This is a genomic window from Bradyrhizobium oropedii (assembly GCF_020889685.1).
Taxonomy (GTDB): Bacteria; Pseudomonadota; Alphaproteobacteria; order Rhizobiales; family Xanthobacteraceae; genus Bradyrhizobium; species Bradyrhizobium oropedii.
In genome coordinates this window covers 1-22,777 of the sequence record NZ_JACMYO010000054.1, presented here as the reverse complement: position 1 = coordinate 22,777, position 22,777 = coordinate 1, and the positions used below count along the sequence as shown (strand labels likewise).

Annotated in this window: 21 protein-coding genes and 2 tRNA genes; 16 read left to right on the top strand and 7 right to left on the bottom strand. The window is 65.3% G+C overall.

Annotation, left to right across the window (positions count from 1 at the left end; all coding sequences use genetic code 11):
* Positions 1 to 14 precede the first annotated feature (14 nt).
* Together H8A95_RS17170 and H8A95_RS17165 are read left to right on the top strand one after the other, a co-directional pair.
* Complete coding sequence (locus H8A95_RS17170) at positions 15 to 914, top strand: amidohydrolase family protein (protein ID WP_229184185.1); 900 nt, start codon at positions 15 to 17, stop codon at positions 912 to 914.
* Positions 915 to 1,013: 99 nt separating this feature from the next.
* Positions 1,014 to 1,928, top strand: a complete 915-nt coding sequence (locus tag H8A95_RS17165; protein WP_229184184.1) for a PhzF family phenazine biosynthesis protein — start codon at positions 1,014 to 1,016, stop codon at positions 1,926 to 1,928.
* Positions 1,929 to 1,936: 8 nt separating this feature from the next.
* Here the strand turns inward: H8A95_RS17165 and H8A95_RS17160 are convergent, their stop codons facing one another.
* On the bottom strand, positions 1,937 to 2,398 hold the full coding sequence (locus H8A95_RS17160; protein ID WP_229184183.1) for a DUF488 domain-containing protein: 462 nt from the start codon (positions 2,396 to 2,398) through the stop codon (positions 1,937 to 1,939).
* Positions 2,399 to 2,408: 10 nt separating this feature from the next.
* Positions 2,409 to 3,257 (bottom strand): DUF72 domain-containing protein, encoded by an 849-nt coding sequence (locus H8A95_RS17155; protein WP_229184182.1) that lies wholly within the window; start codon positions 3,255 to 3,257, stop codon positions 2,409 to 2,411.
* Positions 3,258 to 3,394: 137 nt separating this feature from the next.
* Between H8A95_RS17155 and H8A95_RS17150 the strand changes: the two genes are divergently transcribed.
* From H8A95_RS17150 to H8A95_RS17120, 7 genes are all read left to right on the top strand, one after another.
* Positions 3,395 to 3,781, top strand: coding sequence for a hypothetical protein (locus H8A95_RS17150; RefSeq protein ID WP_229184181.1), 387 nt, complete (start codon positions 3,395 to 3,397; stop codon positions 3,779 to 3,781).
* Between the two features lie 67 nt (positions 3,782 to 3,848).
* Complete coding sequence (locus H8A95_RS17145) at positions 3,849 to 4,058, top strand: hypothetical protein (RefSeq protein WP_229184180.1); 210 nt, start codon at positions 3,849 to 3,851, stop codon at positions 4,056 to 4,058.
* A 301-nt stretch (positions 4,059 to 4,359) separates the two neighbouring features.
* Complete coding sequence (locus H8A95_RS17140; protein WP_229184179.1) at positions 4,360 to 5,493, top strand: glycosyltransferase; 1,134 nt, start codon at positions 4,360 to 4,362, stop codon at positions 5,491 to 5,493.
* A gap of 7 nt (positions 5,494 to 5,500) precedes the next feature.
* On the top strand, positions 5,501 to 7,003 hold the full coding sequence (locus tag H8A95_RS17135; protein WP_229184178.1) for a glycosyltransferase family 39 protein: 1,503 nt from the start codon (positions 5,501 to 5,503) through the stop codon (positions 7,001 to 7,003).
* Between the two features lie 78 nt (positions 7,004 to 7,081).
* Entirely contained in the window at positions 7,082 to 7,777 is a 696-nt protein-coding gene (locus H8A95_RS17130; RefSeq protein WP_229184177.1) for a DUF899 family protein, read from the top strand.
* Between the two features lie 426 nt (positions 7,778 to 8,203).
* A complete protein-coding gene (locus tag H8A95_RS17125) occupies positions 8,204 to 9,376 on the top strand; it encodes a DUF2778 domain-containing protein (RefSeq protein ID WP_420839400.1) in 1,173 nt (390 codons plus the stop codon).
* 132 nt (positions 9,377 to 9,508) lie between these two features.
* Positions 9,509 to 11,005: an AMP nucleosidase gene (locus H8A95_RS17120; RefSeq protein ID WP_229184176.1), complete on the top strand. Its 1,497-nt coding sequence runs from the start codon at positions 9,509 to 9,511 to the stop codon at positions 11,003 to 11,005.
* Positions 11,006 to 11,027: 22 nt separating this feature from the next.
* Here the strand turns inward: H8A95_RS17120 and H8A95_RS17115 are convergent, their stop codons facing one another.
* A complete protein-coding gene (locus H8A95_RS17115) occupies positions 11,028 to 11,657 on the bottom strand; it encodes a glutathione binding-like protein (RefSeq protein ID WP_229184175.1) in 630 nt (209 codons plus the stop codon).
* Positions 11,658 to 11,668: 11 nt separating this feature from the next.
* A complete protein-coding gene (locus H8A95_RS17110) occupies positions 11,669 to 12,262 on the bottom strand; it encodes a cysteine hydrolase family protein (RefSeq protein ID WP_229184174.1) in 594 nt (197 codons plus the stop codon).
* A gap of 126 nt (positions 12,263 to 12,388) precedes the next feature.
* On the opposite strand from H8A95_RS17110, the gene H8A95_RS17105 reads away from it, so the two are divergent.
* The gene (locus H8A95_RS17105; protein WP_229184173.1) at positions 12,389 to 13,228 is read left to right on the top strand and encodes a LysR family transcriptional regulator; all 840 of its coding nucleotides are present in this window, start codon (positions 12,389 to 12,391) and stop codon (positions 13,226 to 13,228) included.
* 296 nt (positions 13,229 to 13,524) lie between these two features.
* Here the strand turns inward: H8A95_RS17105 and H8A95_RS17100 are convergent, their stop codons facing one another.
* Complete coding sequence (locus H8A95_RS17100) at positions 13,525 to 14,346, bottom strand: SEL1-like repeat protein (protein ID WP_229184172.1); 822 nt, start codon at positions 14,344 to 14,346, stop codon at positions 13,525 to 13,527.
* 265 nt (positions 14,347 to 14,611) lie between these two features.
* On the opposite strand from H8A95_RS17100, the gene H8A95_RS17095 reads away from it, so the two are divergent.
* The 4 genes from H8A95_RS17095 to H8A95_RS17080 all read left to right on the top strand — a co-directional run bounded on the left by H8A95_RS17095 (position 14,612) and on the right by H8A95_RS17080 (position 16,662).
* Positions 14,612 to 14,683: transfer RNA gene (locus H8A95_RS17095), tRNA-Phe, on the top strand.
* A gap of 3 nt (positions 14,684 to 14,686) precedes the next feature.
* Positions 14,687 to 14,753: transfer RNA gene (locus H8A95_RS17090), tRNA-Ile, on the top strand.
* Positions 14,754 to 15,088: 335 nt separating this feature from the next.
* Positions 15,089 to 16,240: a slipin family protein gene (locus H8A95_RS17085; protein WP_229184171.1), complete on the top strand. Its 1,152-nt coding sequence runs from the start codon at positions 15,089 to 15,091 to the stop codon at positions 16,238 to 16,240.
* A gap of 134 nt (positions 16,241 to 16,374) precedes the next feature.
* The gene (locus H8A95_RS17080; protein ID WP_229184170.1) at positions 16,375 to 16,662 is read left to right on the top strand and encodes a GIY-YIG nuclease family protein; all 288 of its coding nucleotides are present in this window, start codon (positions 16,375 to 16,377) and stop codon (positions 16,660 to 16,662) included.
* Between the two features lie 63 nt (positions 16,663 to 16,725).
* Here H8A95_RS17080 and H8A95_RS17075 read toward each other — a convergent pair whose 3' ends face one another.
* Positions 16,726 to 17,334, bottom strand: a complete 609-nt coding sequence (locus H8A95_RS17075; protein ID WP_229184169.1) for a TetR/AcrR family transcriptional regulator — start codon at positions 17,332 to 17,334, stop codon at positions 16,726 to 16,728.
* Between the two features lie 306 nt (positions 17,335 to 17,640).
* Here H8A95_RS17075 and H8A95_RS17070 point away from each other — a divergent pair, with 306 nt between their 5' ends.
* Together H8A95_RS17070 and H8A95_RS17065 are read left to right on the top strand one after the other, a co-directional pair.
* Entirely contained in the window at positions 17,641 to 18,441 is an 801-nt protein-coding gene (locus tag H8A95_RS17070) for a DUF3313 domain-containing protein (RefSeq protein ID WP_229184168.1), read from the top strand.
* Positions 18,442 to 18,619: 178 nt separating this feature from the next.
* Complete coding sequence (locus H8A95_RS17065) at positions 18,620 to 21,979, top strand: adenylate/guanylate cyclase domain-containing protein (protein WP_229184167.1); 3,360 nt, start codon at positions 18,620 to 18,622, stop codon at positions 21,977 to 21,979.
* Positions 21,980 to 22,061: 82 nt separating this feature from the next.
* Here the strand turns inward: H8A95_RS17065 and H8A95_RS17060 are convergent.
* On the bottom strand, positions 22,062 to 22,777 hold a 716-nt coding region (locus tag H8A95_RS17060; RefSeq protein ID WP_274617425.1), incomplete at its 5' end, for a TCP-1/cpn60 chaperonin family protein.

The window sequence follows — 22,777 nt, the reverse complement described above, 5'->3', positions numbered from 1 at the left end:
GATGAGGAATGATCATGACATCGTACGAACATGGGTTGACGCGGCGCCAGTTTGCCGCGGGAGTAGCCGCCGCGCTGTCGGCAGGCGGATTGGCGAGCAAGGTGAGGGCTGAGGTGCCGCGATTGGCGATCGATACCCACGCCCACGTTTTCCATCGCGGGCTGAAGCTCGCGCCGGGCCGCCGCTACGCGCCCGACTACGACGCGCCGCTCGCGCTCTATCTGCAGCAGCTCGACCAGAACGGCATCACCAATGGCGTCCTCGTGCAACCGAGTTTTCTCGGCACCGACAATTCCTATCTGGTGGAATGCCTGAAGGCGACCAATGGCCGCCTGCGCGGCATCGCCGTCGTCGACCCCACCATTGCGGCTGACGAGCTGCACGCGCTCGATCGCGCCGGCGTGGCCGGTATCCGCCTCAACCTGGTCGGCCAGACGCTGCCCGATCTGACGTCGCCGGAGTGGACCGGCCTGCTGGCACAGATCAGGACGCTCGACTGGCAGGTCGAGATCCAGCGCAACGCCAGCGATCTTGCTGTGCTCGCGCCTAGATTACTCGATCAGGGCGTAAAGGTTGTGCTCGATCATTTCGCCTTGCCCGATCCGAAGCTCGGCATCGACGATCCCGGATTCCAGTCGGTCCTCAAGCTTGGCGCGACGCGAAATGTCTGGGTCAAGATCTCGGCGCCGTATCGCAACGGCGCCGCCGGCGGGGCATTCGCGAAGCAGGCCTATCCGTTGCTGCGCAATGCCTATGGCGTCGATCGGCTGCTGTGGGGCAGCGACTGGCCGCACACGCAATTCGAGTCGACGCAGAGCTACGCCAAGAACCGCAAATTCCTCGACGAGCTCGTCACCGATGCCGGTGAGCGCGCGCGTGTGCTCGCATCACCGCGCGAGGTGTTTCGGTTCTAGCTCGCGGGCGATTGTACCGAGTGCTCTGATGGGCGTCATTGCAGCTGTGCTACGATGATGCCATCGGTCGCGGATGACCGGAGCACAAGGACACGCAAGATGCAGCGGCGCTATATCACCGTCGACGTTTTCACCGACCGCGCCTTCGGCGGCAACCCGGTCGCCGTGGTGCTCGACGCCGAGGGGCTGTCGACGGCGCAGATGCAGGCGATCGCGACCGAGTTCAACTATTCCGAGACGACCTTCGTGCTGCCGCCGCAGGACAAGGCCAACGACGCCCAGGTTCGCATCTTCACGCCGGTCAGAGAACTGCCGTTTGCCGGACACCCCAATGTCGGTACCGCCTTCGTGCTGGCGCAGCTTGCGAAGGAGCCGAAGTCGCGTCTGATCTTCGAGGAGAAGGCGGGGTTGGTGCCGGTCGATATCGCGCGAGACGGCGGCAGGGTCGTTGCCACTGAGCTGACCGCGCCGCAGCCGCTGTCGCGGCTGGCGCAATTCTCCGCCGCGGAGGTCGCGAGCCTGATCTCGCTCACGGCAGACGATGTCAGGACGGACCGTCAAGCCCCGCAGGTGGTCGGCGTGGGAACGCCGTTCCTGGTCTTCGAGGTCGCATCGCGCGATGCGGTGCGGCGGGCAAAACCCGATGCGGCGGCGTTCGGCCGCTTCTTCCCGCGTGACGGCGCATTCTCCGCATACTTCTACACGCGCGATGTCCCCGCCGCGGAGCAGCCTTGCGATATACAGGCGCGGATGTTCTTTCCGGGATCAAGCGGCCTGATCGAGGACCCCGCCACCGGCAGCGCCACGGTCGCCGCAGCCGCGCTGCTTGCGGCGCTCGATCCGCTGCGTGACGGCACCCTGAAGCTGACGGTCGGCCAGGGCTTTGACATGGGCCGGCCGAGCCTGTTGCTCACACGGGTGCGCAAGCAGGACGGTGCAGTCATGTCAGCGCATGTCGGCGGCGCCTGTGTGCAGATGATGCAGGGGACGTTGCGCCTGGAGGGGGAAGGCTAGAGCGTTTTCTAGACCTGCGGCGCGGCCAGATTCTCGATCTTGACGCCGTCGCGCTCCTCGATGATCTCGGCGATCCAGCGGCGGTGGCAGTGCTCGTGGTCGCGCTCGTAGCAGAGGATGCAGACCGGGCCGGACTTCTTCACCAGCGCCGACAGCTCGTCGAGCTCTTCCCTGGCCTGCACTGTCTTGAGGTGCGCCGAGTAGATCTTGTGCAGCAAGGCATATTGGCCGCTGCGCGCCGCCTCCCGTCCGCTCTTCGGGGTGCCGAGGCCGCGGAGGTGGACGTAGCCGATGCCGCGCTCGTCGAGGCCTGCGGCGAGCTGGGTCTTGGAGAAGCCCGGCCGGCGCGAGGAGGCGATCGCGCGGACGTCGACCAGGAGTTTCACGCCGGCATGCTGGAGCTCGTCGAGCACGGCCTTGGACGGCGTCTGCTCGTAGCCGATGGTGAACAGCTTCCGCGCCTTCGCCATCGGTTCTCGCTCACTTCACCCGTTCGATCAGTTCCATCGCGCCCGCGGGCGCGCGGATCTTGCCCTCGTGGATCACGTAGGCGAACACGTCGCGCGGCGCCTTCTTCGGCGCTGATTTGTCGACTTTCGGCAGGTCGTCCGGCTCGCTGCCGCCGGCCCAGTCCTGAAACCGCTTGGCCCAGGCGTCGAGCTGCTTCGGCGGATAGCAGGTCTTCAACTCGTCATTGCCCTTCTGCAGCCGGGCATAGACGAAGTCGCTGGCGACATCGGCGATCGCCGGATATTTGCCGTGCTCGGCGAACACCACCGGCACCTCGTGCTCGCGAATGAGGGCGACGAACTCGGGCACGCAAAAGCTGTCATGGCGCACCTCGACCACATGGCGCAGCGCGCGGCCGTCGAGCTTGCGCGGCAGCAGTTCGAGGAACTTGCCGAAATCGGCGCCGTCGAATTTCTTGGTCGGCGCAAACTGCCAGAGCACGGGCCCGAGCCGGTCCCTCAGCTCCAGCACGCCCGAATCATAGAACCGCTTCACCGAATCGCCGGCCTCGGCGAGCACGCGGCGGTTGGTGGCGAAGCGCGGCCCCTTCAGCGAGAAGATGAAGCCGTCGGGCACTTCGCTGGCCCATTTGCGAAAGCTCTCCGGCTTCTGCGAGCCGTAATAGGTGCCGTTGATCTCGATCGAGGTCAGCTTGGAAGCCGCATAGGACAGCTCCTTCGCCTGCGTGAGCTTCTCCGGATAGAACACCCCGCGCCATGGCTCGAAGGTCCAGCCGCCGATGCCGATGTAGATGTTGCCTGCGTCTGTCTTGGTCGTCTTGGTGTCTGTCTTGGTCGCCTTGGTGGGAGCTTTGGCCACGACTGCACTCATCGCGAGGAGGGAGGGGATCGAGATTAGTCAAAATAATCGTGATTGGCCAGTTTGCCAGATCTGCGCGGCGATGCTTATCGTGCTCGCCGGTGTTGGCTAGGATGCGGAAAAACGGGAGAACAACAATGCGCATGCTGGTTGCGGCCGCCCTTTTGATCACGTCCTCCGCCGCTATTTCGTCCGTTGCCATATCCTCCGCCGCGATGGCCGACGACGTCGACGATGCGCACAAGCTCGCGATCACCGGCCGCGACGCCTACTGGAATTGTCTCGCCCGCGAATATCCCCGCGACAGCAACAAGACGATGTCCGACCAGGAGTTCACCTCGCTGATCGCCAATGTCTGTCCCTCGGAGCGGCAGAACTTCCGTGTGTCGCTGATCGACTTCCTGTCGCTGCAGTTTCCCAAGCAGGATGCCGACGTCAACCTGACCACCGCCAACCGCGCGATCGAGCTGGCGCAGAAGGACATCGTCACCGCCTTCACCCGGCGCAAGGCCGCGGCGAAATAGGTTCCCCGAATCCTGTTGCGGCCGGCCGATTTTTGATATCAATCCGCGCAGGCGAGGGATGATCGGCATGCGCTCAAAATCGACGGCAGGCTTCTTGGGCGCAGTGGTCGCAGCGCTCGCGCTGGCGGCGGCGTTCATCTATGGGCCGTCGCCCAGCCAGCTCCGTAACCCGACCCAGCCCGCCGCAGCTCAGCCGCACGCGGCTCCTGCCGCTGAGGCCGCACCAGCGGCCCCGGTGCCGCGCGGCCCGGTGATCCGGGAAGTCCCGAACAACTAGCGCCAAGACGCTAACGCCAAGACCTCACGCCAAGACGCCTTCCAGAGCGCCCCTTGCAGACCACCCCCTTGCGGACCGCGTGGGGGCTTCCTATCTAGCCCCTAACGGCGACGTTGCAGCTTAAGGGCTCCGGCGCTGGGACGACCACGACAATGTCGGCTGCGCCGGATGTACGCGCGGCCCTTGTTCGTGGTCGTTGGCATTTTCAGGGGTATTTTGCCCCGTTTTCCCGCTTCCTGAGAGAGCGTACGGGCCGGCCTGCCTTGGCAGGGGCGGAGGCTGCGGCTATACGCTGGCGCTCATGAATGACGCCATCAAGCCGGGCCCCGAAACCTCGTCGCAGGCAGCAAGTTTGCCGCAGCTTTCGGTGGTCGTCCCGACCTTCAACGAACGCGACAACGTCACGGTACTGTACCGTCGGCTCGATGCGACCCTGAAGGACGTGTCCTGGGAAGTCATCTTCGTCGATGACAATTCGCCCGACGCCACCTGGGACGTGGTGCGTGCGCTGGCGCGGAAGGATTCCCGCGTGCGCTGCATCCGCCGAATCGGCCGGCGCGGCCTGTCCGGCGCCTGCATCGAGGGCATCCTGGCCTCGAGCGCGCCCTATGCCGCCGTCATCGATGCGGACCTGCAGCATGACGAAACCCAGCTCCCGAAGATGGTGGCGCTGCTGCAGAGCGGCGAGGCCGAGCTCGTGGTCGGCAGCCGCTATATCGAGGGTTACAAGGCCGAAGGCTTCAACAAGCAGCGCGCCGGCGCCAGCGCCTTCGCCACCGAGATCGCGCGCCGCGCGCTGAAGGTCGAGATCGCCGATCCCATGAGCGGCTTCTTCATGATCCGCCGCGACCGCTTCGAGCAGCTCGCACCGCAGCTCTCGACCCAGGGCTTCAAGATCCTGCTCGATGTGGTGGCGACCGCGGAGGGTAAACTGCGCGCGGTCGAAATTCCCTACACCTTCGGTGCGCGCCAGCATGGCGAGAGCAAGCTCGACTCGATGGTCGCGCTCGACTTCCTCGGCCTGGTGCTGGCGAAGCTGACGAATGATCTGATCTCGCTGCGCTTCATTCTGTTCGCAGCCGTCGGCGGGCTCGGCCTGGTGGTGCACCTGATGGTGCTGTTCATCGCGTTGGAACTGTTCAAGGCGCCGTTCCCGGAGGCCCAGGCCGCCGGCGCGATCGTCGCCATGACCAGCAACTTCATCCTCAACAATTTCCTGACCTACCGCGATCAGCGGCTGAAGGGCTTCGGCATCCTGCGCGGCCTGCTGCTGTTCTATCTGGTCTGCAGCGTCGGCCTGCTGGCCAATGTCGGCGTCGCGTTCTCGGTCTACGACCAGGAGCCGATCTGGTGGCTTGCGGGCGCGGCCGGCGCGCTGATGGGCGTGGTGTGGAACTACGCGATGTCCGGGCTGTTCGTCTGGCGCAAGCGATGACGGTGGCATGAACCCGAACGAGGCGCGGCTGGCCCGGAACACCGCTCTTGCGGTGTGCGCGCTGGTCGGGTTGCGGCTGGCCGCTGCCGCATGGACGCCGCTCACCTTCGACGAAGCCTATTACTGGATGTGGTCGAAGGCGCTCGCCGGCGGCTATTACGACCATCCGCCGATGGTCGCGGTCGTGATCCGGCTCGGCACCATGATCGCGGGCGACACGGCGTTCGGCGTGCGGCTGGTCTCGATCCTGCTCGCGTTGCCGATGAGCTGGGCGATCTACCGGGCGGCCGAAATCCTGTTCGGCGGCCGGCGCATCGCCGCGAGTGCAACCATCCTGCTCAATGTCACGCTGATGGCCGCTGTCGGCACCTTGATCGTGACGCCGGACGCGCCGCTGCTGGTTGCGGCCAGCTTCCTGCTGTACGCGCTCGCAAAGGTGCTGGAGAGTGGCCGCGGCGCCTGGTGGCTTGCGGTCGGCGCCAGCGCCGGTGCGGCGCTGCTGTCGAAATACACGGCGCTGTTCTTTGGTCCGGCGATCCTGATCTGGCTTGCGACGGTGCCGAAGCTGCGGCGCTGGTATCTCTCGCCATGGCTCTATCTCGGCGGCCTGGTTGCGGCCGGCCTGTTTGCGCCGGTGATCCTCTGGAACGCCGATCACCAATGGGTGTCGTTCATCAAGCAGATGGGGCGCGCCCGGATCGAGGACTTCCGGCCGAACTACATCGCCGAGCTGATCCCGACACAGTTTGCGTTCGCGACGCCCTTGGTCTTCATCCTCGGCGTGATGGGCCTTTATGCGCTCTACCGGCGTCGTGCCGGCGCGATGCCGGCCCGTGTGCTGGTCAACACGATGTTCTGGACCATCGTGGTCTACTTCAGCTGGCATGCGCTGCATGCGCGGGTCGAGGCCAACTGGTTTGCGCCGGTCTATCCGGCCTTTGCCGTGGCGGCTGCGGTCGCCGCGATCCAGGTGCAATGGGCGCCGCGCCAGCAGCGTACGATCGATTTCTGCCGCCGCTGGGCCGCGCCCACGGGCGTCGTGCTGTTCGCGCTGCTGATCGTGCAGGCCAACACCGGCATGCTCTCGGGTTACCGCCGCGACGCCACTGTGCGCAGCGTCGGTGTCGGCTGGCAGGAGCTCGCGGACGAGATCGAGGCGGTGCGCGCGCGCACCGGCGCGAGCTGCGTGCTCTCGCCGGACTACGGCACCACCGGCTGGCTCGCCTTCTATCTCCCCAAGGGCACCTGCGTCGCCCAGCAGGGGCAACGCATTCGTTGGGTCAACATGCCGGAGCCGAGCCCTGCGCAATTGTCCGGCAAGCTGCTGTATATGCATGAGGTCGACCAGGCGATGCCGGCCGCGGTGCGCGACAATTTCGCCCACGTCGAAACGGTGGCCGGGGCCAAGCGCATGCGCGGGCCGCTGGTGATCGAGACCTACGCGCTCGATCTGCTTGAGGGTGCCAAGGGCGAGGTCCTTGACCGCTCGCCGCCGCCGGAACTGCAGTAAACTACCGCCGTTGAATGTCGGATCGTCCGGGTCCGGCTCGTCTTCCAGGGAGCCCGTCAACCACGCGAGGTTCCAACCATGACCAGTTCCGTCCTGAAGCCTGCTGCCGAGCTCGCCGAGACCAATGTCAGGCGCTTTCCCAATGAAAGCGCCGAGTATCGTCGGGCGCGCCAGCAGCTGCTGGTCGAGGAGATCGAGTTACGTCGTCACATCGAGCGCGTCGCCGCGCTGCGCCGCGCGTTGCCGCCGGGCGGCGAGGTGACCAAGGCCTACGCGTTCACCGGTGAGTCCGGCGCGGCGTCGCTCGCCGGTCTGTTCGGCAACAAGCAGACGCTTATCGTCTACAGCTACATGTTCGGCCCCCAGCGCGAGAGGCCGTGCCCGATGTGCACATCGTTCATGAGCACATGGGAGGAGAAGCTGCCCGATATCGAGCAGCGGGTGTCGTTCGTGTTCGTCGCGCGCTCGCCGATCGCACGGCTGATCGAGGCGAAGCGGGCGCGCGGCTGGTCGCGTCACAAGGTCTATTCGGATGCGTCGGGAGATTACACGCGCGACTATGTCAGCAAGGATGACAGCGACGTGCCCGGCTACAATGTCTTCACGCGCCACGACGGCACGATCCGTCATTTCTGGGCCGGCGAGATGGGCGCGGGCACCATGGACCCCGGCCAGGACCCGCGCGGCGCGCCGGACATGGATCCGCTCTGGACCTTGCTCGACACCACGCGCGAGGGACGCGGCGCGGACTGGTATCCGAAGCTTAGCTATTGAGGAGATGATTCTTGCCCGGTCCCCGCGCGATCACGGGGCGATCGGCAAGGAAATTCTCCCTAGGATTTATCCCGGTATGCGGCGGCGGAACCGCGCGCCGGAATGTCCCATCATGGGACAGAAAAGCCGTTTTGGCGGTCCAATGCCATCTTAAAAAAGCCCTATGCCACAGGCACTTCCCGCGTTGCAGGGGATCGCATCCGGTTAAGTCGCATTTAACTAAAAGTCGCCTTAATGGCCGTCTGTGCCCCCGCGCGACGTTGAGCCGAACACCGTTCGACCACGCGTCGAGTGAGGGACAAAGGTGGACCTGTTTTGAGCGCCGGGCGTATGGGTACGAGTACAAGTGCGTATGTTCTTGGGGCACCGAGCCGCAAGAAAACCTCCCGAAAAATTCTCCCACAGCATTTCCTCGGCAGCGCCGCGGTGGCGGGGCTGGTGCTTGGTTGTGCCTGGACCGTCTACGCCAACATCTTTGCTGCGGGCGTCTATCCGTCAGTGGGCAATGCGTCGTTTGATGCGCCGGTGGTGAAGCGGCCCGTGGCCGCCGCCGCACGGCCGACACCCGCGTTCAACGAGGTGTTCGCGTCGCTGACGCCGGCGCCGGTGGCTCCCGCCAAGACCGAAGTTGCCAAGACCGAGGTTGCCAAGACCGAGGTGGCGAAGTCGGAAGCGCAGGCACCTTCGCTTATGTTTAACGATCGGTTTGCGGCTGCCTCGCCCGAGGGCGTGGCCTCCAGCGTCGTGGCCGACGCCGCATCGCAGATCGATCCGATCAAGCAGGCCGCCGCGCCCAAGGCCGCTGAAGCGGCGAGGGTGGTCGCCAGCGCGGAACTCGCCGAAACATCGAAGCCGCTGCCGGCGCCGAAGTCGGTGGAGACCGCCAGGAAGCAAGCCGCCGCCAATTTGAAGGTGGCGCTCAACGATCCCGCTGCCAATGTGCAGCCCAAGGCGGCCGAGAAGGCTTCCGAGCCGAAGCCTGCCGAAGCCAAGCAAGCTGCGAAATCCAGCGGCGTCCGCGACATGGCTGCGCGCGCCAAGGCCGCGGTGATGTCGATCGCGTCGAGCGAGCGAGCGACCATGGTCGAGAAGCTGTGGGGCAAGCGCGAGTCGGGCGGCGGGCTGCTCTCGTTCGCCTCCGCCGACGCCAATGTCACCGGCAGCATCCCGTCGACGCTGGACCAGAATCCGATGCTTGGCGGCTCGCCGCCCTATGACCGCCAGACCGCGGTGTACGACATCTCGGCCAAGACCGTGTATCTGCCCGACGGCACGCGCCTCGAAGCGCATTCGGGCCTCGGCTCGAGGCTGGACGATCCCAGGTCCTCGCACATGAAGATGGTCGGCGTGACGCCGCCGCACATCTACGAGCTCAAGCCGCGCGAAGCGCTGTTCCACGGCGTGCCGGCGCTGCGGCTCAATCCGATCGGCGGCGAAGGCAAGATCTTCAACCGCGACGGTCTGCTCGCGCATACCTTCATGCTCGGCCCGAACGGCGACTCCAACGGCTGCGTCTCGTTCAAGGACTATTACGCGTTCCTCGACGCCTACCGTAACAAGGGCATCCGCCGCCTCGCGGTGCTCGCGCGGGTTCAGTAAGGCAGAGCGGTCAGCGCGCAGGCATCCCGCGGCTGCGGCCTGATCGACGTCTAGAACTAGGTGCCATTGTCGCTATACTGCGCTGATCCAGGGCGAGTCCAAGCTCGGCAACGGATCCGGTGCAAAGCGAACATGTCTCCGACACACCCCATCGAAACTCCGCCGCCGATCACGACCGAAGCGTTCGTCGATGCCGCGGCCGCCGTTGCCCGTCTCGAGGAGATCTACGAGCGCAACACCGGATTCCTGCGCAGTCGCTTCGAGGCCTATGTCAACGGGGTGCCGTGCACGACCCGGGTGCGGGCGCATTACCCGTTCGTCCGCATCACGACCTCCTCGCATGCCCGGCTCGATTCGCGGCTTGCCTACGGTTTTGTCGCGGGACCCGGTGTCCACGAGACCAGCATCACGCGGCCGGACATCTTCCGGACCTACCTCACCGAGCAGATCGGGCTCCTGATCAAGAACCATGGCGTGGCGGTCGAGATCGGCGAGTCGAACGAGCCGATTCCGATCCATTTCGCCTACCGGCGCGACATCAATATCGAGGCAGCGCTGACCATCGCCGACAGCTCGGCGTTCACACGATCGCTGCGCGACGTGTTCGATACGCCAGACCTTGCGGCGATGGACGATGCGATCGCGGACGGGACGTTCGAGCTGACGCCGGGCACGCCAGAGCCGCTGGCCCTGTTCCGTGCCGCGCGCGTCGATTATTCGCTGCGCCGGCTCTATCACTACACCGGCACCGATCCCGAGCACTTCCAGAATTTCGTGATCTTCACCAACTACCAGTTCTATGTCGACGCCTTTGCGCAATCGAGCCTGCAGCGTCTCGCGTCGGGCGAGGAAGGCCTCGAGGCGTTCGTCGCGCCCGGCAACGCGATCACGCACAACGCGCTGGCAGGCGGCGGCACCATCGGGACGGCCTCGGATCGCGTCCCGCAGATGCCGGCGTTTCATCTCGTCGAGCCCGGCTATCGCGGCATCACCCTGATCAATATCGGGATCGGTCCATCGAACGCGCGCAACATCACCGATCACGTCGCGGTGCTGCGGCCGCATGCCTGGCTGATGATCGGGCATTGCGCCGGCTTACGCAACACGCAGCGGCTCGGCGACTATGTGCTGGCCCATGGCTATGTCCGTGAGGATCACGTGCTCGATCACGAGCTGCCGCTGTGGGTGCCGATCCCCGCGCTTGCCGAGATGCAGGTCGCGCTCGAGGAGGCGGTCGGCGAGGTGACCGGGCTCAGCGGCTTCGAGCTCAAGCGCTTGATGCGCACCGGCACGGTCGCCAGCGTCGACAATCGCAACTGGGAAATCAGCGGGCCGCAGGTGATCCGGCGGATGTCGCAATCGCGCTCCATCGCGCTCGACATGGAATCGGCAACGATCGCTGCCAATGGCTATCGCTTCCGCGTGCCCTACGGCACGCTGCTGTGTGTCTCGGACAAGCCGCTGCATGGCGAGATCAAGCTGGCGGGCATGGCGAGCGAATTCTATCGCCAGCGCGTCGGCCAGCATCTTCAGATCGGGCTGAAGGCGCTGGAGCGGCTCAAGCAGCAAGAATCCGAGCGGCTACATTCGCGCAAGCTGCGCAGCTTTGCCGAGGTCGCGTTTCAGTAGCGTCGAACGACGCTCGCCTCTCTCACGCTGCGAGCGATTTCCACAGCTGCGTTTCGACGCCGATGGCCGCCTTGATCTGCGGCCGTGCCTGAATGCGTGAGAGATAGGCTGCCAGTGGCGGCCATTCCGCGACGTCGACACCGGCGGCGCGGAGCAGCAGCAGGGCCCAGGCAAGGTGCGCGTCCGCGACCGTGAAGCGGTCCCCGACCAGAAATTCGCGGTGCGCGAGATGCGCTGATGGCACCGACAAGGTCTGGCCGATCCTGGCGCGAGGTTTGGCAAGCGATGCGTCGTCCTTGTACCAGAAGGTCGGGAACAAAAAGCCTTTGTGGATCTCGGTGCCGACGAAGCTCAGCCACTCCTGCAGGCGGTAGCGATCGGGATGGCCAGGTGCCGGCGCGAGGCCAAGCTCGGGTTTGAGGTCCGCGATGTATTGCAGGACCGCCGCGCTCTCCGTCAGGTGTTCGCCGTTCTCGAGCACCAGCACCGGCACCGCGCCCTTCGGTGCGATCGAGCGGAAGTCGCCATCGTCCTCCAGCACCTTCTTGGCCCAGAGATGGACGAGGTGATAGCGCGCCTCGATCCCGGCTTCCATCAGTGCCATGCGGCTGGCCAACGAGCAGGCCATCGGCGAGAAATAGAGCTGGAGCATGGCGATGTCTCTCAAGCGAGGGCGTTGCCGCGGGCGATGATCGCGAAACGGTCGGACAGTTCGGCGAGCGCGACGTCGTGAATGAGTTTTGCGGCAATCGTGCCGCCGACACCGTCGGGCAGGTCGCGGGTGGCGCAGCTGTCGGCGTCGATGGTGGTGCGGAAGCCGAGATCGAGCGCGGCGCGGGCGGTCGAGCTCACGCACATATGCGTCATGAAGCCGGCTAGCACCAGCTCCTTGCGGCCGGTCGCGGCAAGTTGTGCATTGAGATCGGTGCCGGCGAATGCGTTCGGCAATTGCTTCTCGATCACGATCTCACCCGGCCGCGGTACCAGCGGCGCGACGATCGCGCCACGCTCCGCGGCACGATCGAACAGGCTTCCCGGCGATCCCTTGTGCGCGATGTGGATGATTTTGGCGCCGCTTTCGCGCGCGCGACCGAGCAGTGCAGTGGCCCGCGCGATAGCCGGGCTGGCGTCGGGCAAAGCGAGGGGACCGGCGAGATACTCGTTCTGGATATCGATCAGCACGAGGCAGGCATCGCCGAGGCGGGGCGGGGTGAGGTCGATACCGGCAAGCTGCATAAGTGTCTTGGCTGCGGTCATGGTCGTGAGATCTCCGGCGGATGTGTTGCCGAAATATAGCCGCGGACCGGCCTGCCGTTATGCAGGGATATTGCAGCCGGTGGCTGCGTTATTGCAGGCAGGCGGGATGCGATGTAGCCTGACGCCATGAACTGGGACGACCTTCGCATCATCGCGGCCGTCAGGGACGAGGGCACCTATGCCGGTGCCAGCGCGCGGCTGCGGATCGACGAGACCACCGTCGGCCGCCGGCTGGCGCGGATCGAGCGCGCGCTCGGCCTGCGGCTGTTCGAAGCGGCCGACGGCGTCCGCAGGCCGACCCGGCAGTGCGACGTGGTGCTCGCGCACATCCAGGCGATGGCGGCGCATGCCGAGGAGATCGGCCGGATCGGTGAAAGCCTGCCCGGCCCGGTGGGGCGGCTGCGGATCGCCTCCACCAATGCGATTGCGGAGGAAGTGCTGGCGCCGCGCACCAGCGCGTTCCTGCGCGCCCATCCGGGCCTGACGCTGCAATTCCTGACGTCGAGCGACAATGTGAAATTCTCGCGCTGGGAAGCCGATCTTGCGATCCGGCTGCGCAAGCCCGACAAGGGCGACTTCGCGATCTCGAAGCTCGCCGAAGTCAGGCTGTATTTCTTCGAGCCGGCGGCGACGGCGGCGGGAGAGCCTGTGACATGCGCGTATCCCGACGAGCTCGGCGCAATTCCGGAAATGCAGTTCCTGCGCGCGAAGCGACTTCGCGCGCGCTGCGTCACCGACAATGTCCGCATCATCCACAAGCTGATCCAGTCGCATCATGCAGTCGGCGTGCTGCCGGAGCACAGTTGCGTCGACCTGCTGACCGACCGCCGTCTGCGCGCCACGCCGCTGCCGAAGCGGCGCGACGTCTGGCTCCTGGTGCAAAACCATCTCAAGCGCGACGCGGCAACGCGCGCCACCATCGACTGGCTGCGCGGCTGCTTCCAGGACGTCGCGCGCAGCGGGTGAGGCGGTAACAGGCCCACTTGCTCTTCGTCATTCCCCGGTGCGCAATTGCGCACCTGAGGGCGGCGCGCAGCGCCGAGCCCGGAATCCATTCCTCCGCGCGTGATGTGGCCCGATGGATTCCGGGCTCTCGCTTCGCGAGCCCCGGAATGACGGGTTGCGCGTCGTTGCAGGGGTGCCGCAGCGGCCGACTGCATCGAAAAATTCGTGGGCATGGTCGGTGAGAGTGCAACACTGCCGCCGGATTGGACCGATAGGGGGCCGGTGGCGAAGGCGGATGAGCCGGCCCGGTCCCCGGATCAGTGATCGATCTCCTTCAATAAGGCCTTTCCATAGATGCAGGCTTCGTCGTCTTCGCCGAGGTGACATGATTGAGCGAGAGCATTTCGCGCACGGTCAATATCCCTGTCGACGCCGATACCGCGGATCAGATGAAACGCACTCATCGTGCAGGCCCAGGGGTCCTTGCGGTCGCATCCCAGCTGAAATGTTCGGACAGCGCAGCTGGTTCCCTGACCGGAATCCATCCCGGCAGCGCGATTGGTGCAGCCGGAGACGATGCCAAGTGCACAGGCCTTCAGGAAGAGCGCCTCTGACACACGGCTGCCGCCGGCCCTCTGCAGCACGAGTGCCGCCGCGTAGCAGTCGTTGCCGTCGCCCACGCGGCAGCGGTCAAGGCATTGATCCGTCGAAGCGGTGCAGCGTTCGACCGAGAAATCGGACGGGCCGGCTCGAGACGGCATAAGATCAGCAGGACATTGATCGAGGTTTGGAAGCCAATCCGGCCAGGACGCTTCCAGCTGCTCCACGATTTTCGCGCCGTCAGTCGCGCCCGCAGGCGAGGTCACGAGAGGGCTTGTGAGAAGGGCGATCGAGAGCGCTGCCTTGAGGACGTCTAGCGTGCGTTGCGACATAGCGGCTCCCTTCCACGACGCGATGTTATTGCCGGTCCGCGAAAGAAGTAAGTCGTCCGACGCAAAAACCTCGGCATCGCTGCCGGGGTTTTGCATTTCGTGGATTGCCCTAAGGGGCTGGATTTGGAAGTCCATGCCGTCCACGGGCGGCCCTTCGAATTTGCCTGTCATTCCGGGGCGGCGCGCAGCGCCGAGCCTGGAATCCATTTGTCAGCAAGCCCGCGGCTTGATGGATTCCGGGCTCTCGCTACGCGAGCCCTCAGGTGCACAATTGCGCACCGGGGAATGACGGGGTGAGTTGTGACGCCACATCGCCGCCCCGCCATGAAAAAATCACACGCGACCCTCTTGCAACCCGGGCGTGCTTCGTTTATTAGCCCGCTCCTTCGCTTCGGCCATGGGTTCGGGCTCGTTGAGATCCCGACTGGCGCGTGCCGCTCTGCGGTGTCGTGTTCCGCTGAAATGAAGATCACGAGAATGAAGCTCATGGGCGAGCGTCGGGGATGAAACCCCGAAGGTACCGGTTCGAATCCGATCTTCTCACAAAGGATAGCTCAGTTGGTTAGAGCAGGTGAATGATACTCATCGGGTCGCGGGTTCAACTCCCGCTCCAAGCGCTCCGTTCAGCCTGAAAAGCTGATACCTCTGAAGGGGACCGGACGCGCGCTTCAGTCGCAGTCCGGCCGTTCTGCCGCAAGGCTCTTCGTCCGAACATCGACACTGTGAGACCGGCTTTGCGCCGCGGTGGATACCGCTTGCGCTGATGCCGGGTGGCTCCGCACGGCCGCGCGACTTTTGTCGCGCGAACGCGCGCGTGCGCCCGTCGTCACGCAAGCTGAAGCCACGGCCCGCTTGGCTGACAGGAAGCCGCGTTCGCGTCCTCACGTCCTTTGCAAAATGAAACCAGCTTTCAGGCCCATGGGCCTGAAGCAACGATGGAGGCGTGCCAATGACTTGGCATATCTTGACGACCAAGTTGACGGTGAAGGATGGCGAGCGCGCGTTGCTGACGCGCGACGGCCGGCTCGAGCAGGTGCTCGCGCCGGGACGTCACCGCCTGTTCGATCCCCTGCATGAGCTGAAGGCCGAGCTGTTCAGCGTCGTGCGGAGCGAATTCCCCGCGGATCGCTTCGCAGTGATCAAGGCCGCGCGTCCCGATCTGGCCGGCGAGCTGTTCGAGGCGGTCGAGACCAAGGCAAACGAGATCGCGATCGTCAGCCTCGATGGCCGTCCCGTTCAGCTGATGACGCCCTGGCAGACGCGCGTGTACTGGAAGGTCGCGACGTCGGTCGAGGTCGAGCGCATCGATGTGACGAGCGATCCCCGTGTGACCGCACGCCACCTCGCGATGATCCAGCCCAACCGGGCCGGCGTCATCACCGAGGCGGTGGTCGAGAACCACGAGGCCGGTCTGCTCACGGTCGAGGGCAAGCTGGTCGAGCGGCTCGCGCCCGGCCGGCACGCGTTCTGGATCGCGGGTCGCAAGATCGAGGTCAAGCGCCTCGACCTGCGTCCCCAGGCGATCGAGATCACGGCGCAGGAGATGCTGACCAAGGATCGCATCGCGCTGCGCGTGACGCTGACCGCGTTCCGCCGGATCGTCGATCCCGAGCGGGTCGTGGCAACGGTGCCCGACGTGGATGCGTGGCTGTATCGCCTGGTGCAGTTCGCGATCCGCGAGGCGGTGGCCGGTCGCACGCTGGACGAGGTGCTGTCTGCGAAGACGGCGCTCGACGAGGAGCTTCGCGACTACGTCCGCGCGCGTGTCGCGGAGTCCGGTGTCGAGGTCACCGAGCTCGGCGTGAAGGACGTGATCCTGCCCGGCGAGATCCGCGAGCTGGTCAACAAGGTGGTGGAGGCGGAGCGGGTGGCGAAGGCCAACCTGATCCGCCGGCAGGAGGAGACCGCGGCGACGCGTTCGCTCCTGAACACCGCCAAGCTGATGGAGGAGAACCCTCTACTGCTGCGGCTCAAGGAGCTGGAGTCGCTCGAGCGTCTGGTCGAGAAGGTCGGCCGCATCGACCTGCATGCGGGCGAGGGCCAGGGCCTCGATGCGCTGCTGACCAAGCTGGTCCGCCTCAAGGCGCCCGAGAGCGCATAAGACAGAAGGGCCGCCCACGGGCGGCCCTTCGAGTTTTGGGAGTGATGTTGATTGCTCGGTAGCGGAAATCTAACCTCCGGCATTCCGGGGCGGCGCGGAGCGCCGAGCCCGGAATCCATAACGACGGCTGCGAGATGGCCTACTACGTCTACCGCCTTGCAAGCAGGAAGCACGGCACGCTCTATCTGGGCGTCACGAACGACATCGTGCGTCGCGTCCACGAGCATCGAACAAAGGCCGCCCCAGGTTTCACGTCGCGATATGGCGTCAACAAGCTGGTGTGGTTCGAAATTTACGACGATGCGGTGACTGCCATCGCTCGCGAGAAGGAATTGAAAAAGTGGCGACGGGATTGGAAGGTACGGCTGATTGAAGAGCAAAATCCCGGATGGGTGGATCTCTTTCCGGGGATATCCAAATGACGTTCGTGGTTATGGATTCCGGGCTCGCGCTGCGCGCGCCCCGGAATGACAGGGGGAGGAAGCTCAGATCGCGGCCTTCAGATTGGTGAAGGCGTCCTGGACGAATTTGGTGAGCTGGCGCTTGCCGCCTTGCTCGAGCCAGGCGTCGACCGCGATGCGCAGTGCGCCGCTCGAGGCCATCGCGACCAGACGGAGGCGGTCGCGGCGGTCCTTGCCCGGCCATAGTTCGCAGAGTGCCTCGTAGACGATCCGTTCGCGGTGCAGATCGTTCCTGGGTCGGCGCGAGCTCAGCACTTCGCTCTCACGGATCAGGCGCGAAATCGCAATGGTTCGCGACGTCTGGAAGCGGGCGGACATTTCCAGCAGCGCCTCGCGGACGACGTCGATCGGTGCGCCGGCCGAGGCGTGGTCGCGGATCGACGCCCTGAGCGCGTCGTCATAGCCTGAGATATGTGCGAGCAGGATCTCGTCCTTGCTCTTGAAATAGTAGAAGAAGGTCCTGCGCGAGATGCCGGCCGCCGCCGCGATCTCGTCCAGCGTCGTGGCCTCGTATCCATTGGCCAGAAACAGCTCCATGCCGACATCGGTGATGCGTTGCAGCGTCTGGCGACGATTTCGCTCGCGCAGGCCTTCTCCTGCAGGCGTTCGGGACTTCGTCAATGTGTCGGGCATCGGCCGCTTCTCTCATGAACAGGCAATCAGGGCAAAAGCACTTCGTGGCCTCGGGGTCGCGCGGCCGTCGGCGTCAACGCGCAGAGCAGCGCGACGAGACATGCGTCTTTCGGTCGCACGCCGGCGGTCACGCCATAAAACCGCCCAACACGATAATTACACCGAGTGTAATAATTACACTAAGTGTAAGTCAGTGGTGCCCCGATGACAACCTGCTCGCGCGTATGCCGGATCAAGCGGACTCCGGCGGCAAATGGATTTGTGAGCGGGCGGGGGGCGCAGCTCCGTGGCTGGGCCGCGGCGAACTTGCTCGGTCTGCTGGTCTCGGGCTGCGCGACCGCGACGCTGGATCAGGCCGGCTCGCTCCGCTCTTACGACAACATGGTGCAGTCGGACGGAATGCTGACCCGTTCACAGCTGCGCGTGAGCAAGGAAGAGGTGCTGGCGGCGAAGACGGTCAGGATCATCCCCACCGTGTTCTCCGAGAAAACGCCGGCGCCGTTCACGCCCGCGCAACGCAGGCTCGTCACCAACGCCGCCGACCGTGCATTGTGCGCGGGCCTCAGCGAACGCTTCTACGTGGTTGCGTCGGAGCCGGCCGATCTGACCGTGCAGGCCGTCATCACGCATGTGGTGCCGACCGACCCGACGGCGGTCGGCGTCTCCAAGGGCGTATCGGTCGCGAAGACGATTCTGTTGCCCGGCGTGCCCGTGCCCGTTCCGCGCATTCCGGTCGGGCTCGGCAGCCTGTCGCTTGAGGCCGAGGCGCGCGATTCTGCCGGACAGCAAAAGGCGGCGATGGTCTGGGGCCGCGCTGCCAATGCTTTCGATACCGGGCGGATGTCGGAGGAGGGCGATGCGTACGGCCTCGCGGCATCGTTCGGGGGCGATTTCAGCCAGATGCTGGTCACCGGCGTGACGCCGTTCGGCGGGGTGCCATCGATGCCCTCGATGCAGCGGCTGGGCTTCCTGCTCGGCGGCGCGCCGAAATATCCGGCCTGCGAAGCATTCGGGCGCGCGCCGGGCCTCATCGGCATGGTCGGCGATAGCGCCGGCGTGCCGCCGGACTGGACCGACAAGGGGCCGGTTGCGGCGCGGACGGAGTGAGCCAGCGGGCACGCGTACGAATGTTCGCGTGCACAGGGCTGTAACGGAACACCGCCGTGGCACAATTTGCTGTTCCGAACGGACTGCCTAAAGAGAGAAGGTGCCAGCACAGACAGATTGCGCTAACGTCTGTTCGCCGTGGTCCATTCGGCCAGCCGTCAACCCGTCGGTGAAGCCAATGCAGCAGATTGCGGAATGGCTCGGGAAGCTGGGGCTTGGGCAATACGCGCTGCGTTTTGCCGAGAACGGCATCGACGTAAGTGTTCTTCCCGAATTGACGGATGAAGACTTCGACAGGCTTGGAGTCCTGCTCGGCCATCGCCGCAAGATGCTGCGTGCCATCGCCGATTTAAATCAAGCCGAACTCATCGCCGCGCCGGTTTCATCGCACGATGCCGAGCGACGCCATCTCACCGTGATGTTCTGCGACCTGGTCGGCTCGACCGCCTTGTCGGCGCGCCTCGATCCTGAGGACATGTGGGAGGTGATCCGCGCCTATCGCGCGGCCTGTGCGCGGGTGATCGCGACATATGATGGCGTCGTTGCCAGATTTATCGGCGATGGGATCCTCGCATATTTCGGCTACCCCCGAGCGCATGAAGACGATGCGGAGCGCGCAGTGCGCGCCGGCCTCGATGTCATCGCCGCGATCGGCAAGCTGGAGACGCGAGCTGACGAGGGCGTAGCGGTGCGGATCGCGATTGCGAGCGGGCTTGTCGTGGTCGGCGACCTCGTCTCCGGCGACGCGTCGGAGGAGCAGGCGCTGGTCGGCGATGCGCCGAATGTCGCTGCGCGGTTGCAGGGCCTGGCGGAGCCGGGCGTGGTCGTCGTCGCCGCTTCGACCCGCCGATTGCTCGGCAATCTCTTCACGCTTCGCAACCTCGGTCGCCGCGAGGTCAAGGGCATCTCCGAGCCGATCGCGGTGTGGGCAGTCGAAGGCGAGCCGGCGTCGGAGAGCCGTTTCGAGGCAGTGCGGACCGCGCGTTCGATCGGTTTCGTCGGCCGCAAGGCGGAGATCGAATTTGCGCTGTCGCGCCAGCAACTGGCGTGGCAGGGCCGGGGCCAAGCGTTGCTGATATCGGGCGAAGCCGGGATCGGCAAATCGCGGATCGTGGCAATGCTCTCCGACAGCCTCGCGCCGGCGACACACCTCCGTGTGCGGTATCAGTGCTCGCCCTATCACACCAACAGCGCGCTGCACCCCTTCGTCGCGCAGCTCGAGCGTGCCGCCGGCATCAGGCCGGATGATCTGCCGGAGCGGAAGCTGGATAAGCTCGAAGCCATGCTGGCGCTCGGGACGCAGCAGTTGCCCACCGTAACTCCGCTGATCGCGGCGCTGCTGTCGATCCCGACCGGCGATCGCTATCCGCCGCTCGGCCTCAGTCCGACGCAACAACGGCGGCAGACATTTGCAGCGCTGCTCGACCAACTCGAGGGCCTCGCCCGGCAGCAGCCGGTGCTTGTCGTCTGTGAAGACATCCACTGGGTAGACGCCACGTCGCTCGAACTGTTGGACCTTGCGGTCGACCGGATCAGGGGGCTTCCGATCCTCATGCTCATGACGTTCAGGCCCGAGTTCGAACCGCCCTGGGCGGGCCTGGCCAATGTGAGCCTGCTGCGGCTGGATCGGCTCGACCGACAGGACACTCGCGCGCTGATCGAGCAGGTGACTGTCGGCCGGTCGCTGCCGGGCGAGATGATGACACAGATCATCGAGCGGACGGACGGTGTCCCATTGTTCGTCGAGGAACTGACCAAGATGGTCATGGAGTCGGGGCTGCTTGTCGAGAATGCCGGGCGCTACCGCCTCGACAATCCGCTGCCACCACTCGCGATCCCGGCGACACTGCAGGACTCGCTGATGGCCCGGCTCGACCGCCTGGCGCCGGTCAAGGAGGTGGCGCAGATTGGCGCGGCGATCGGCCGTGAATTCTCGTATACGCTGCTGCGCAGCGTGGCCGGGCGAGATGATCTAACGCTTGCGGCCGCGCTCGCCCAGCTCGAAGAGGCCGAGTTGCTGTTGCGCCGGGGCACGCCGCCGGACGCAAGCTACAGCTTCAGGCACGCATTGGTCCAGGAAGCGGCTTACGAGAGCCTGCTCAAGAGCCGCCGGCAACTGCTCCACAAGCAGATCGGCGATGTGCTGCGAGCCAAGTTTGCCGAGATCGCGGAGATCGAGCCGGAAGTCGTTGCGTATCATTTCACCGAGGCAGGGCTCGGCCAGACTGCGCTGGCATGGTGGCGCAAAGCCGGTCAGCAGGCGCTGAAGCGCTCGGCCTATTGCGAGGCGATCGCACATCTCGGCAAGGCGGTCGCCATCGCCGACGAACTGCCCGATGAGCCGGGCCGGATGATCGGTCGGCTCCATCTGCAAATCGCCTATGGCCGCGCGCTGCGCGGCAGTCTTGGGCACAGCGCCCCCGAGACGGTGGCCGCCTGGACGCGCGCCCGGCAGTTCGCCTCTGACATCGATGATCCAATCGAGATGGCGCCGATCCAGTCGGGCCTCTTCAACGCCTGCTTGACCCACGGCGAGCTCGCGCCGATGCGCGAGTTGGCGGAGGCCATCATGGGTGCGGCGGAACGGCATCCGGATTCGCCGGTGGCGACGATCGTCGCGCACTGGACCAGCGGGGTGACCTCGTGGTTCGCGGGCGAGTATCTGAACGCGGGCGTCCATCTGGAGCAGGCGTTCGCGGCCTATACGACCGAGTCCAATCCGGCAACCTTGAAGGCATCGACGCTCGACCTGCCGTTCGTCATCATGCGATTTCTGGCGCTCGTGCTCTGGCCGCGTGGCGAGATCGATCGAGCCCGACAGCTCGCGGGCGAAGCGGTGAGCGTTTCCGGGGAACAGCGCGCGCTCGCGCGTGCCAATGCGCTGGTTCACAAGGCCGTTTTCGACGGGCTGTGCGGCAGCCGGTTGCGGCAGACCGAGACGATCCTTGCCCTGGGCTTGGCGCAGGACCACACGATGCCGCTGTACGTCGCTGCCGGCACCTATCTCAACGGCCTGGCGAAGTGGCGCGCCGGCGATCGGGCGGCAGGTCTCGTGGAGATGCAGCGTGGCTGGACGTTGCTTCACGAGAACGACTGCTACCTCTGCGATCCTTTCTGGGGCTTGCAGATCGCGGTGGCGAACGCGGAGGCCGGGCATGTCGAGGCGGGACTCGACATCGTCAACGAGCTGATCGACGCGACGGAGCAATCCGGGCAGCACTGGCTGGACGCCGAGCTATACCGCGTGCTGGGCGAGCTGCGGTCGCGTCGCGACACCCCCGACATTACCGGCGCCGAGGAGGCCTTCCACCGCGCCATTGAGATTGCGCGAAGGCAGCAGACGAAGACTTTCGAACTGCGCAGCACGTTGGGACTTGCACGCCTGTATGCCTGCAGTGATCGAGTGGATGCGGTGCCTGAGGTGCTTGCGCCGGTGCGCGCATGCTTCGATGCGAAGCTGGATCTGGTCGAGATCAAGGAGGCCGACGAACTGCTCGGCCGAGTGGGGTGGCCGGCCCGCCACTCTCGTGCGTCCTGACGGACGCCGGCGGCGATAAAACAAAAACCCCGGCATCGCTGCCGGGGTTTTGCATTTCGTGGATTGCCTTGAGTGGCTGGACTTAGAAGTCCATGCCGCCCATGCCGCCGCCCGGAGGCATTGCGGGGCCGCCGGCGTTCTTCTTCGGCAGCTCGGCAACCATGGCTTCCGTGGTGATCAGCAGCGCGGCAACCGAGGCAGCGTTCTGGATCGCGGTACGGACGACCTTGGTCGGGTCGATGATGCCCTTCTTGACGAGGTCGGCATAGTCGCCGGTCTGGGAGTCGAAGCCGTAATTGTAGGCCTTGTTCTCCAGGATCTTGCCGACGATGACCGAACCGTCTTCACCGGCGTTGATCGCGATCTGGCGAGCCGGGGACGACAGCGCCTTGCGCACGATCTCGACGCCGGTCTTCTGGTCGTCGTTCTTGGTGCGCAGGCCCTTGAGCTGCTCGGACGCACGGAGCAGGGCGACGCCGCCGCCCGGGACGATGCCTTCCTCGACAGCCGCACGGGTCGCATGCATCGCGTCATCAACGCGATCCTTGCGCTCCTTCACCTCGACCTCGGTCGCGCCGCCGACGCGGATCACCGCGACGCCGCCTGCGAGCTTGGCGAGACGCTCCTGCAGCTTCTCACGGTCGTAGTCCGAGGTGGTTTCCTCGATCTGCGCCTTGATCTGGGCAACGCGGGCGTCGATGTCGGCCTTCTTGCCGGCGCCGTTGACGATCGTGGTGTTTTCCTTGTCGATCATCACCTTCTTGGCGCGACCGAGCATGGCGAGCGTGACGTTCTCAA

Coding starts and splice junctions, on each gene's coding strand:
- H8A95_RS17145 (WP_229184180.1), top strand. CDS start 3,849: ATGCGCTCAAAATCGACGGCAGGCTTCTTGGGCGCAGTGGTCGCAGCG.
- H8A95_RS17150 (WP_229184181.1), top strand. CDS start 3,395: ATGCGCATGCTGGTTGCGGCCGCCCTTTTGATCACGTCCTCCGCCGCT.
- H8A95_RS17080 (WP_229184170.1), top strand. CDS start 16,375: ATGGCCTACTACGTCTACCGCCTTGCAAGCAGGAAGCACGGCACGCTC.
- H8A95_RS17130 (WP_229184177.1), top strand. CDS start 7,082: ATGACCAGTTCCGTCCTGAAGCCTGCTGCCGAGCTCGCCGAGACCAAT.
- H8A95_RS17075 (WP_229184169.1), bottom strand. CDS start 17,334: ATGCCCGACACATTGACGAAGTCCCGAACGCCTGCAGGAGAAGGCCTG.
- H8A95_RS17165 (WP_229184184.1), top strand. CDS start 1,014: ATGCAGCGGCGCTATATCACCGTCGACGTTTTCACCGACCGCGCCTTC.
- H8A95_RS17120 (WP_229184176.1), top strand. CDS start 9,509: ATGTCTCCGACACACCCCATCGAAACTCCGCCGCCGATCACGACCGAA.
- H8A95_RS17085 (WP_229184171.1), top strand. CDS start 15,089: ATGACTTGGCATATCTTGACGACCAAGTTGACGGTGAAGGATGGCGAG.
- H8A95_RS17100 (WP_229184172.1), bottom strand. CDS start 14,346: ATGGATTCCAGGCTCGGCGCTGCGCGCCGCCCCGGAATGACAGGCAAA.
- H8A95_RS17110 (WP_229184174.1), bottom strand. CDS start 12,262: ATGACCGCAGCCAAGACACTTATGCAGCTTGCCGGTATCGACCTCACC.
- H8A95_RS17105 (WP_229184173.1), top strand. CDS start 12,389: ATGAACTGGGACGACCTTCGCATCATCGCGGCCGTCAGGGACGAGGGC.
- H8A95_RS17065 (WP_229184167.1), top strand. CDS start 18,620: ATGCAGCAGATTGCGGAATGGCTCGGGAAGCTGGGGCTTGGGCAATAC.
- H8A95_RS17140 (WP_229184179.1), top strand. CDS start 4,360: ATGAATGACGCCATCAAGCCGGGCCCCGAAACCTCGTCGCAGGCAGCA.
- H8A95_RS17160 (WP_229184183.1), bottom strand. CDS start 2,398: ATGGCGAAGGCGCGGAAGCTGTTCACCATCGGCTACGAGCAGACGCCG.
- H8A95_RS17115 (WP_229184175.1), bottom strand. CDS start 11,657: ATGCTCCAGCTCTATTTCTCGCCGATGGCCTGCTCGTTGGCCAGCCGC.
- H8A95_RS17135 (WP_229184178.1), top strand. CDS start 5,501: ATGAACCCGAACGAGGCGCGGCTGGCCCGGAACACCGCTCTTGCGGTG.
- H8A95_RS17170 (WP_229184185.1), top strand. CDS start 15: ATGACATCGTACGAACATGGGTTGACGCGGCGCCAGTTTGCCGCGGGA.